This is a genomic window from Methylobacterium platani (genome assembly GCF_001653715.1).
In the GTDB taxonomy this organism is placed as follows: Bacteria; Pseudomonadota; Alphaproteobacteria; order Rhizobiales; family Beijerinckiaceae; genus Methylobacterium; species Methylobacterium platani.
Window position 1 is genome coordinate 1 of the sequence record NZ_LWHQ01000021.1, and the last position, 10,557, is coordinate 10,557.

The window sequence follows — 10,557 nt, forward strand, 5'->3', positions numbered from 1 at the left end:
GGCTACGTGCCGGAGGAGCGGCGCATCTTCACCGACCTCACGGTGATGGAGAACCTGGCGGTCGGCCGCAAGGTCCCGGCCGACGGGCGCGCACCCTGGACGCCCGAGAAGCTGTTCTCGATCTTCCCCAACCTTGCCGAGATGCGGGGCCGCCGCGCCGCCGCGATGTCGGGCGGCGAGCAGCAGATGCTCACCATCGCCCGCACCCTGATGGGCAATCCCCACGCGGTGCTCCTCGACGAACCGTCGGAGGGCCTCGCCCCGGTCATCGTCGAGCAGATGGCCGACGCGGTGCTCCGGATGAAGCGCGAGGGCATCGCGGTGCTGCTCTCCGAGCAGAACCTGAGCTTCGCCGGCGCGGTCTCGGACCGGGCCTACGTGATCGAGAAGGGCGCGATCCACTTCGAGGGGACGATGGCGGCGCTCGAGGCGGACGAGGCGGTGCGAGAGGCTTACCTGACGGTGTGAGGTGCGAGACCGGGTATGGCGCGGGATCCCCTCTCNNGGTGAGGGTGCTACGGTCCTGGGTCTAGCTCTCAACGTTGAGCTGCCAGCACCACGCTCGGTGCTTCACACGGATGCGTGTCACCCTCACCCCCGGCCCCTCTCCCACACGGGAGAGGGGAGGCGTGCGAACCTCCCCAGCATGGGGAGACAGATGACGGACACGGCCGGCCCCCCACCGGCCACCCAACGAAACCGTTCGTAGGCGAATGATCGAGGTGTGACGTGAGACGCATGGCGGGCATCGATGTCGGCGGCACCTTCACCGACCTCCTCCTGACGGAGGCGGACCAGTCCGGCGTGCGGGTGCGCCTCGCCAAGGTGCCGACGACGATCCGCAACCAGGCCGAGGGCGTGCTGGCGGCCATATCCGCCGCCGCGGTGACCCCGGCCGATCTCGACCTCGTCATCCACGGCACCACCGCCACCACCAACGCGGTGCTGGAGCGCAAGACCGCCAAGGTCGGCCTGATCACCACGGAAGGGTTTCGCGATGTCCTCGAGCTCGGGCGGCGCACCCGGCCGAAGCCCTACGGCCTCTTCGGCACCTTCGAGCCGCTGATCCCGCGCGAGTGGCGCCGCGAGGTCCCGGAGCGCGTCATGGCCGACGGCGCGGTGCGCACGCCCCTCGACGAGGCCGCCGTCGCCGCGGCCGTCCGCGACCTGCTGGCGGAGGGCTGCGAGGCCCTGGTGATCCACTTCCTGCACGCCTACGCCAACCCGGAGCACGAGCTGCGCGCCGGCGCCATCGCCCGCGAGATCTGGCCGAATCCGTACGTCACCCTCGGCCACGCGCTCCTGTCGGAGTTCCGCGAGTACGAGCGCGGCACCACCGCCTCGGTCAACGCCGCGGTGCAGCCGATCCTCGACCGCTACATCCGCCGCCTGCAGGACGAGCTGCGGGCCCAGGGCTTCGCCCGCGACCTCCTGGTGATGAACGGCAACGGCGGCACCGTGCCGGCGGGCCTCGTCGTCGAGGCGGCGGCGAAGACCGTGATGTCGGGCCCGGCCTCGGGCGTGATGGCGGCGGCCGCGACCCTCGCCCAGTCGGATCTCAGGAACGCCATCACGTACGACATGGGCGGGACCTCGACCGACGTGGCGCTGATCGCCGGCGGCGTGCCGGAGGTCTCAGGCGAGCTCACCATCGATTACGGGCTGCCGATCCACCTGCCGATGGTCGACGTCCACACGGTCGGGGCGGGCGGCGGCTCGATCGCCTCCGTCGATCGGGCCGGGATGCTCCGGGTCGGCCCCGAGAGCGCCGGCTCCGAGCCCGGCCCGATCGGCTACGGCCGCGGCGGCACACGGCCGACCATCACCGACGCCAACCTGATGCTCGGGCGCCTCGATCCGGCACGGCTCACCGCCGTGCGGGCCGGCGTGTCCCTCGAGACCATCCGAGAGGCCTTCGCCCGCGACCTCGCAGGTCCCTTGCGGATGAGCGTCGAGGCGGCGGCCGAGGCGGTGATCCGGCTCGGCAACGTCCACATGAGCGGGGCGATCCGCATGGTGTCGCTGTCGCGCGGCTACGACCCGCGCGACTTCGTGCTGTTCGCCTTCGGCGGCGCCGGCCCGCTCCACGCCGTGGCTTTGGCCCGCGAGCTCGGCATCCCGGAGGTGCTGGTGCCGGCACGCCCCGGCCTCACCAACGCGCTCGGCTGCCTCGTCGCCGACCTGCGCCAGGACCGGGTCCGCACCCTCAACCGGCCGCTCGACGGGCTCGACATGGCGGACCTCCGCGCCGTGCTGGAGGAGCAGGCGACGGACGCGCTCGCGATGGTGGCCGAGGAGCAGGCCGAGATCGACGAGACCACGGTCACCTACGGGGCCGACATGCAGTTCCGCGGCCAGACCCACCTGATCCGCGTCGCCCTGCCCTCGCCCGGCCTCGACCGCGCGACGCTGCAAGACCTGTTCGAGGCGGCGTATTTCCGCCGCTTCCAGGTCCGGCTGCCGGAGATCCGGGCGGTGGTGGTCAACCTCGTCACCTCGGTGATCGGCCGGCGAAAACCCTTCCCGCTCGCGGCGCTGATCGACGAGGCGGGCCGCACCGACCTCGACGGCGCCCGCCTCGGCACCCGGCCGGTCTATGCCGGCGGCGCCTGGCACGAGGCGGGAATCTACGCCCGCGAGGCCCTGCCGCTCGGTGCCGAGATCGCCGGGCCGGCGGTGATCCAGCAGATCGACGCCACCACGGTGATCGAGCCCGGCGCCGTGGCCCGGGTCGACGCCATCGGCAACCTGAGGATCCGGGTATGAGCACGCTGGACGCCCTCACCCTCGCGGTGATCCAGGCCGGGTTGCAGCAGGTCTGCAACGAGATGGACATCGCCTTCTCGCGCTCGGCCTTCTCGCCGGTGATCGCCGAGGCCGACGACCGCTCGGACGGGATCTACGACCGCGACACCGGCGCGCTGATCTCGCAGGGCGAGTACGGCCTGCCGGTCTTCGTCGGCACGATGCAGTACTCGACCGGCGAGCTGATCCGGCTGATCCGCGAGGGCCGGGTCGGGGCGCCGGAGCCCGGCGACATCTACATCGTCAACGACCCCTATCTCGGCGGCACGCACCTGATGGACGTGCGCTTCGTCAAGCCCGTCTTCGTCGACGGCGCCCTGTTCTGCTGGCTGCAGAATACCGGCCACTGGCCCGATATCGGCGGCATGGTGCCGGGCGGCTTCTCGGCCCACGCCACCGAAGTCGAGCAGGAGGGCCTGCGCCTGCCGCCGGTCAAGCTGTTCAAGCGCGGCACGATGGATCCGGAGATTTTTTCGATCATCGCGTCCAACATCCGCGTCGCCGACCAGCGCATCGGCGACATCAAGGCGCAAGCCGCGGCCCTGATGGTCGGCGAGAGCCGGCTCGACGACCTCCTGGCGAAGTACGGCCGCGAGACCCTGGACGCAGCGATCCGGGAGATCCGCGCCCGCGCGGCCGAGCGGATGCGGGCCGAGATCCGCGGGATCCCGGACGGCACCTATACTTCCGAGGCCTTCGTCGATTCCGACGGCGTGGTGGACGAGCCCCTGCGCATCGCCCTGACGATGACCAAGGCCGGCGACGGCCTCGCCTTCGACTTCTCCGGCTCGTCCCCGCCCTGCCGCGGCCCGATGAACTCGGTGGTGGCGACGACCTATTCCTCGGTCTACCTCGCGGTGAAGCACGTCTTCCCGGACGTGCCGATCAATGCCGGTACCTTCGAGCCGCTGACGATTCGACGGCCCGAGGGCACCTTCCTCGACGCGCGCTATCCCCGCCCCGTCTCGGGCTGCGCCGCGGAGGTGAGCCAGCGCATCGCCGAAGCGGTGTTCCTCGCCCTCGTCCAGGCGATCCCCGATCGCGTCACGGCGGCGCCCGCCGGCACCTCGGGCAATTTCGCGCTCGGCGGCTTCGACCCGGCGAAGAACGCCTCGTACGTGATGTACCAGATCACCGGCGGCGGCTACGGCGGCAATGCCGGCCATGACGGGTTGTCGAACGGCTGCTCGACCATCGGCATCTCGAAGACCGCGCCGGTCGAGGTGATGGAGCAGTATTATCCCGTCCTGTTCCGCCGCTTCTCCTTGCGCGAGGGCTCCGGCGGTGCCGGCGCCCATCGCGGCGGCTTCGGCGTCCATTACGAGGTGGAGCTGCTGCGCGGCGAGGCCCGGGCCTCGTTCGTGATGGATCACGGCCGGTTCGGCCCGCCGGGCGTGCTCGGGGGTGCGGCGGGCGCGCCGAACGTGGTGCGGATCCACCGCGGCGGGGAGATCGTCACCCCGCTCCATCTCTCGAAGGACCAGAACATCGCGATCCGGGCCGGCGACCGGGTCGAGGTGATGACTCCGGGCGGGGGCGGCTACGGCCAGCCTGAGACCCGCGACCCTGCGCTCGTCGCCCGCGACCTGCGCCGGGGCTATTACCGGACGGACGAGGCGAAGGACCTGTGGGGGAGCCGATCATGAGCGCCGACACCCTCTCGACCGAAGCGCGCTCGAGGAAATTCGGCGCCCAGGAAGCCGACGGAATCGTGCGCTGCGACGCCTGCCCGGTCCTGTGCCGGATCCGGCCCGGACGCTCGGGCGCCTGCTCGCGCTACGCCAACGAGGCCGGCCATCTCGTCCGCACCGATCCGGTCGTGCTGCTGCACGACGCGGCGGAGGCGGGCGCGAAGCTGGTGCCGTTCGGCGCGGCGGAGTGGGACGGGCGGGTGCTCGATCCCTCCCGCACCTTCGTCACCGGCATCGGTGCCGGCACCACCTATCCCGACTACAAGCCCGCCCCCTTCATCGTGGCGAGCGAGCACGAGGGCGTCGAGACCGTCACGGTCGTGACCGAGGGCATCTTCAGCTATTGCGGCGTGAAGGTGAAGATCGACACCGACCGCCATCTCGGCCCGGAGCGCGCCGCCATTCGCGTCAACGGCGAGGAGGTCGGCCACGTCACCACCGCCGAGTACGGCTCGCAGATGCTGTCGGTCGGCGGCGTGCGCCACCTCACCGGCGGCTCGAAGAAGGAGGGCAGCGTCACCTGCGACACGCTGCTGCGCCTCTGCGCGGGCGATTCCGTGACGATGACGATCGACGGCGGCCACGAGGTCGTGGTCCAGGCCGGCCGCGCCCCGATCGTCGACGGCACGCCGGAGCAGCGCATGCGCGTCGGCTGCGGTTCGGCGACCGTCGGCATCTTCGCCCGCCAATGGCTGGGACATGCCGACGAGGTGATCGTCGTCGACGACCACATCACCGGCGTGCTGACCGAGCACCAGGCCGGCAAGGTGCTGGGCATGCGCCCGGCCGGCATCCGGGTGAAGGGCCGGCGCTCGACGCCGGGGCGCTACTTCCAGGTCGCCAATCCCGGCATCGGCTGGGGCGGGACCGACATCGCCGATCCCCTCGGCATCATCCAGGCGATCGATCCCGCCACCGCCTGGCCGGGCCTGCGCCTCCTGATGACCTCGACCACCGGCGAGCACGCCCTCTGGCTCGTCCTCGACGACGACCTGAAGCCCGTGCCCGCCGAGATGCCGGCGCCGGTGCGCCAGGTCGTCGACCGGATCGGCGAGAATTGCGAGCCCTCGCTGTGCACCGTCCTGTTCATGGCGGGCGCCGGCGGTTCCTTGCGGGCCGGGGTCACCGAGAATCCGGTGCTGCTCACCCGCTCGGTCGCGGCCGGCGAGACGAAGGTGACGATGGGCGGCGCCCCGGTCACGGTCTGGCCCGGCGGCGGGATCACGGTGATGGCCGACGTGACGCGGCTGCCGCGGAACGCCTTCGGCGCGGTGCCGACCCCGGCGATCGTCGCGCCGATCGAGTTCACCCTGCCGCGCGACCTCTACGCGCGGCTCGGGGGACACGACGGCGACGTGGTGGCGATGGCCGACGTCCTGCGCGAGGTCGGGCCCGCCGCGCGGATCGACGGCTGGAATCCCGACCATCCCTGGCCGGCCGGAGAGGTCGCATGAACGCTCCCTCCGCGAGCGCCGCCCCCTTGCCCGCGTCCCTGCCCGCCCCCGAGCCGGCGGTCGACGCCGAGGCGATCCACGCCTACCGGGTCGAGGACCAGATCGGCTACCTGATCCGCCGGGCGCACCAGCGCGCCTCGGCGATCTTCGAGGCCGTGATGCGGGATTTCTCGGTCACGCCGGTGCAGTACGCCGTCCTGTGCAAGCTCCACGACCTCGGGCCGACCTCGCAGAACCAGGTCGGGCGCCTCGTCGGGGTCGATCCGGCGACGATGTTCGGCGTCGCCCGGCGGCTCGCCGCCCGGGGCTTCGTGCGGCCGAGCGCCGACGAGGCCGATGCCCGCCTCGTCCTGCTGGCGCTGACCGACGAGGGGGTCGGGGTGATCGAGGCGATGAAGGGCCGCGGGTCCGAGGTCACGGCCCGCACCCTCGCGCCCCTCTCGCCGGCGGAGGCCGACGAGCTGGTCCGCCTCATCGCCCGGCTCGGCTGACGCGCATGGACGGCCCGGCCCACCAGGTCCTGGCGGATGGCCGGCTGCACCTGCAGCACGGGCCGATCGACCTCGTGCTGCGCGCCTACGGCGCCGACGTCGCGGTGGCGCAGGCGCACGGGGCGGCGCTCGCCCGCTTCGCCACGGTCCTGGGCGAGCTCGTCGGCGAGTTGCCCGAGCTGCGCCGGCCCGTGAGCGAGCGGCCGCGGGTGCAGGGTGCGATCGCCCGCCGGATGGTCGCGGCCTGCCGGCGCCACCCCGAGTTCATCACCCCGATGGCCGCGGTGGCCGGCGCGGTGGCCGACGAGATCCTGGAGGCGATGCGCGAGGCCGCCCCCCTCGACAAGGCCTTCGTCAACGACGGCGGCGACATCGCCCTCCACCTCACCGAGGGCGAGACCCTGGCGATCGGGGTCGCGGGGGATTTCTCCCGCGCGCCGGTGCCGGCCCTCAACGGCCGGGTGGTCCTCGCCTACGGGGACGGGGTCGGCGGCATCGCCACCTCGGGGCGGCAGGGGCGGTCGTTCTCCCTCGGGCTCGCCGATTCGGTGACCGTGCTCGCCCGGGACGCCGCGACGGCCGACGCCGCCGCGACGCTGATCGCCAACGCGGTCGACCTGCCCGGGCATCCGGGCGTGGAGCGCGTCCCGGCCACCGACCTCGACCCCGATTCCGATCTCGGCCCGCGCCTCGTCACCGTCGCGGTGCCGCCGCTTCCCGCCGACGCGATCGGGGCCGCCCTCGCGGCCGGGCTGCGCCGGGCGCAGGCGATGCGCAAGGCCGGCCTGATCCGCACCGCCGCCCTGATGCTGCAGGGCCGCTCCGTCGTGCTCGAAGACCCCGCCATTCTCGAAGGACCCAGGGAGATCCGTCCATGATCGAGGTTCGCAAGATCGTCGTCACCGTCGAGGAGGTCCGTCACGACGGCGGGCCGGCGCTCGCGGCCCCGATCCTCAAGGGATCGGTCGCCTGCGTGCTGAGGAATCCCTTCGCCGGGCGCCACGAGGCCGAGATCACCCCGATGATGGAGGCGCTGAAGCCGCTGGGCGTCGAATGCGCCCGCAAGCTCCTCGACGCGCTCGGCGGCGATCCCGGCCGGATCGAGGCCTACGGCAAGGGCTCGCTGGTGGGCGCCTCCGGCGAATTGGAGCACGGCGCCCTGTGGCACGTGCCCGGCGGCTACGCGATGCGCGAGCTGCTGGGCCAGGCGCTCGCCATCGTGCCGTCGATGACCAAGGTCGGGCCGATGGGCGCCTCCCTCGACGTGCCGATCCACCACAAGGATGCCGCCTACGTCCGCTCGCATTTCGACGGGATCACGGTCACGGTGGCGGATGCGCCGCGCGCCGACGAGATCCTGTTCGCGCTCGCCATGACCACCGGCGGCCGGCCGCACGCCCGGGTCGGCGGGCTCAGCAAGGACGCGATCGGGAAGTGGGACGGGCAGCGCTGAGATAAACGACGAGGAGGGGGTGTCGCGACCGCGCCGTCGCTCGATCGCGCGCGCGGCGACACCTCACGCCGCCCGCTCCGGCGCCACCGCGTGCGGCCCCGAGCTCGCCTCGACGCGGTTGCGCCCGTTGCGCTTGCAGCGATAGAGCGCGGCATCGGCCCGGGCGACGAGGCCGTCGGTGCTCTCGCCCGGGGCCAGGGTGGCGACGCCGAAGGAGCAGGTGCGGGGGCCGACCTCCGGCAGGGCCGTGGCCTCGGCGCGCAGGCGCAGGCGCTCGGCGACCGCGGTGGCGGCGGCGAGGTCGGTGCCCGGGCAGAGCAGCATGAACTCCTCGCCGCCCCAGCGGCCGAGGATGTCGCTGGGGCGCACCGCGTCGCGCAGGAGCCCCGCGAAGGCGACGAGGACCTGGTCGCCGACCTTGTGGCCGTGGCGGTCGTTGACCGACTTGAAGTTGTCGACGTCGCCGATGATCAGCGACAGGGGCCCCTCCCCGGCCTGCGCCCGCTCCGCCGCCTCGGCCAGGGCGTCGTCGAGCTTGCGCCGGTTGAACAGGCCGGTGAGCAGGTCGGTATGGGCCAGGGCCTCGAGGTCGCGGGTGCGCTCGGCGATGCGGTCCTGCAGCGTGGCGTTCATCTCGCGCAGGTCGCGCATCAGGGCGGCGTTCTCCTCGAAGGAGCGCCGCAGCCGGTCGCGCATGGTGTTGAGGGCGCCGGCGAGCGCGTGCAGCTCGTTGCGGCCGCCCGCCTCGATCGTCAGCGGCGGCGCCGCCGCGAGGGTGTCGGCGTCGATCCGGGCGAGGTAGTCGCGGATCTGCCCCAGCGGCCGGCCGACCATGGTGCGGATCACCAGGTAGAAGATGAACCACAGCATCACCGACTTGATCGCCGAATTGACCAGGATCACGTACAGCGTGTTCTTGACCTGCTCGATCGCGATGCTGTCGTCGGAATGGACGGTCCAGGAGCCGATCGGGTAGAGGCGGCCGTTCTCGTCGGTGTGGACGACCGGGAAGGTGCGGTTGAACGGGGTGCCGAAGCTCCGGCTGGCGGGCTGGACCTCGTCGTTGCGGCCGACATGCCAGATCTTGCCGGCATCGTCGGCGAAGGTGCCGATCGCCTGGACGCGCTGGCCGGCCTCGTCCCGGACCTCGACCCCGACGACGGCCGGGATCTCGTGCATGCCCGCCAGGATGCCGCGCAGCACCTCGGCGTTGTAGCGCCACATCGCGTCCTCGATACCGGGGCTGAAGGTGCGCTGGAGCGCCGCCACGTCGTCCTGCAGGCGCTGGCTCGCCGCCCGGTACGCGACGAGCATCTGCACGGCCGTCAGCCCGACCGCCACGATGACGTAGCAGCCGAAGATCACGCGCATCAGCCGTCCTGCGAGCGCCCGGTCCCGCGGGGGACCGCCCCCGAACATCCTGCGAATGGAGCGAAATGCCGCCATGCCCTAGGCACCGCCCCCGGGGCGACGCAGCTGGGCGTCCCGCCCGGCATCGCGCAGCGCGAACACGGCCGTGTCTGTTGCGATGTGCCGCAGACGGCGGTCCTGCTGGTCCATGCCGCCCCCCGCGGTCTCAGACGATTGTACTTCTGTTAGACTCGGGGCCGACATTCAAGATCCGGTTAATCGCCTGCGGGCGAGAGGCATCGCCGTCATTTCCTGATGCGTTTCCACCGACCGCCCCCGCCCGGGGCGCCGGTGCTGCGGCAGGTCCCGGACAAGCGGATCGTTCACGCATCCCTCGACCTCCCGGCCGGAGACGACCGGGCCGTCTCGAGGCTTTTTATCCGCGAGAATGCCGTGCCCGCTCAAGCGGAATCCGCCGCTTCGCCCGATCGAGCGGTGCATGGCGGACGGCGCGGACGCCCGGGTAACGGCGTCGCGGCCCGGGATCCCGGAGCCCCGTGCCGCATTCATTGCGCAAGATCCGCACCGCGCAAGATCTGCACCGCGCGATTCGGCGCTTCGCACGACCCTGATCGGAGAGACCTGATGGCCGGAGCCTCAGCCACTGCGCCCCTCGCCGCGGCCCTCGCCGCCCTGCCCGAGGCCGCCCGGGCGGTCCCCGCCGGCCGCGACGCGCCGGTGACGGCGCGGGTGGCCTTCACGGTGAACGGCGAGCGGCGCGAACTCGACCTCGACCTGCGCACCAGCCTGCTCGACGCGATGCGCGAGCACCTGCACCTCACCGGCTCGAAGAAGGGCTGCGACCACGGCCAGTGCGGCGCCTGCACGATGATCGTCAACGGGCGGCGCCTCAACGGCTGCCTGACGCTCGCGGTGATGCACCAGGGCGCCGAGATCACCACGACGCGACTATCTCCTCACCCTCGACAAGCTGCTGGCGCACATGCCGGACGCGGCGTGAGCCCTCGGCGACCGCGACAAGGACGACGTGGCTTCCATGCGCCCCGGAATCATCTCGGTGACCGCGATCGACGGGAAGCTGCATCCCAGCCGCGTCACGGCACCCGCCCCCGGCATCGACCGGGAGCAGCTGGCGGGCGGGATGGTCTGGCTGCGCTACGCGGTAGAAAAGGCGCCGGCGGACGATGAGAGCATTTTCCGACCGAGCGGCCGCCGGTCGGGCGAGGAAAATGGCGCAAAATCAAAGATCTAGAGCAGCGCAGGATTGCAGCGTCACGGTACACGACACCGCG

9 protein-coding genes and 1 pseudogene are annotated in these 10,557 nt (G+C 72.1%); 9 read left to right on the plus strand and 1 reads right to left on the minus strand.

Features of this window, described 5'->3' with window-relative positions:
* The 7 genes from A5481_RS11895 to A5481_RS11925 all read left to right on the plus strand — a co-directional run.
* Positions 1-468: ABC transporter ATP-binding protein (locus A5481_RS11895; protein ID WP_064503962.1), on the plus strand; the 468-nt coding region annotated here is incomplete at its 5' end.
* 270 nt (positions 469-738) lie between these two features.
* Positions 739-2,766 carry a hydantoinase/oxoprolinase family protein gene (locus A5481_RS11900; protein ID WP_048433680.1) on the plus strand — a complete coding sequence of 676 codons (2,028 nt, stop codon included), beginning with the start codon at positions 739-741 and terminating at the stop codon, positions 2,764-2,766.
* On the plus strand, positions 2,763-4,451 hold the full coding sequence (locus tag A5481_RS11905; RefSeq protein WP_048433679.1) for a hydantoinase B/oxoprolinase family protein: 1,689 nt from the start codon (positions 2,763-2,765) through the stop codon (positions 4,449-4,451). The genes A5481_RS11900 and A5481_RS11905 overlap by 4 nt, the downstream gene beginning before the upstream one ends.
* Positions 4,448-5,950 (plus strand): 6-hydroxynicotinate reductase, encoded by a 1,503-nt coding sequence (locus A5481_RS11910; protein ID WP_048433690.1) that lies wholly within the window; start codon positions 4,448-4,450, stop codon positions 5,948-5,950. Before A5481_RS11905 ends, A5481_RS11910 begins: the two co-directional genes overlap by 4 nt.
* On the plus strand, positions 5,947-6,441 hold the full coding sequence (locus tag A5481_RS11915) for a MarR family winged helix-turn-helix transcriptional regulator (protein ID WP_082173088.1): 495 nt from the start codon (positions 5,947-5,949) through the stop codon (positions 6,439-6,441). Before A5481_RS11910 ends, A5481_RS11915 begins: the two co-directional genes overlap by 4 nt.
* 5 nt (positions 6,442-6,446) lie before the next feature.
* Positions 6,447-7,319, plus strand: coding sequence for a UPF0280 family protein (locus A5481_RS11920; protein WP_048433678.1), 873 nt, complete (start codon positions 6,447-6,449; stop codon positions 7,317-7,319).
* Complete coding sequence (locus tag A5481_RS11925) at positions 7,316-7,894, plus strand: amino acid synthesis family protein (protein WP_048433677.1); 579 nt, start codon at positions 7,316-7,318, stop codon at positions 7,892-7,894. The genes A5481_RS11920 and A5481_RS11925 overlap by 4 nt, the downstream gene beginning before the upstream one ends.
* Positions 7,895-7,957: 63 nt before the next feature.
* Here A5481_RS11925 and A5481_RS11930 read toward each other — a convergent pair whose 3' ends face one another.
* A complete protein-coding gene (locus A5481_RS11930; protein ID WP_053082343.1) occupies positions 7,958-9,265 on the minus strand; it encodes a GGDEF domain-containing protein in 1,308 nt (435 codons plus the stop codon).
* A 624-nt stretch (positions 9,266-9,889) separates the two neighbouring features.
* On the opposite strand from A5481_RS11930, the pseudogene A5481_RS32360 reads away from it, so the two are divergent.
* Both A5481_RS32360 and A5481_RS34630 read left to right on the plus strand, forming a co-directional pair.
* A pseudogene (locus A5481_RS32360) lies at positions 9,890-10,240 on the plus strand (2Fe-2S iron-sulfur cluster-binding protein); the annotation flags it as partial.
* Between the two features lie 82 nt (positions 10,241-10,322).
* Positions 10,323-10,517, plus strand: coding sequence for a hypothetical protein (locus A5481_RS34630; protein WP_197514178.1), 195 nt, complete (start codon positions 10,323-10,325; stop codon positions 10,515-10,517).
* Positions 10,518-10,557 lie beyond the last annotated feature (40 nt).

Excerpts from the sequence above, each read along its gene's own strand:
- A5481_RS11930 (WP_053082343.1), bottom strand. The coding sequence starts at position 9,265 with ATGCGCGTGATCTTCGGCTGCTACGTCATCGTGGCGGTCGGGCTGACG.
- A5481_RS11920 (WP_048433678.1), top strand. The coding sequence starts at position 6,447 with ATGGACGGCCCGGCCCACCAGGTCCTGGCGGATGGCCGGCTGCACCTG.
- A5481_RS11915 (WP_082173088.1), top strand. The coding sequence starts at position 5,947 with ATGAACGCTCCCTCCGCGAGCGCCGCCCCCTTGCCCGCGTCCCTGCCC.
- A5481_RS11900 (WP_048433680.1), top strand. The coding sequence starts at position 739 with ATGGCGGGCATCGATGTCGGCGGCACCTTCACCGACCTCCTCCTGACG.
- A5481_RS11925 (WP_048433677.1), top strand. The coding sequence starts at position 7,316 with ATGATCGAGGTTCGCAAGATCGTCGTCACCGTCGAGGAGGTCCGTCAC.
- A5481_RS11905 (WP_048433679.1), top strand. The coding sequence starts at position 2,763 with ATGAGCACGCTGGACGCCCTCACCCTCGCGGTGATCCAGGCCGGGTTG.
- A5481_RS11910 (WP_048433690.1), top strand. The coding sequence starts at position 4,448 with ATGAGCGCCGACACCCTCTCGACCGAAGCGCGCTCGAGGAAATTCGGC.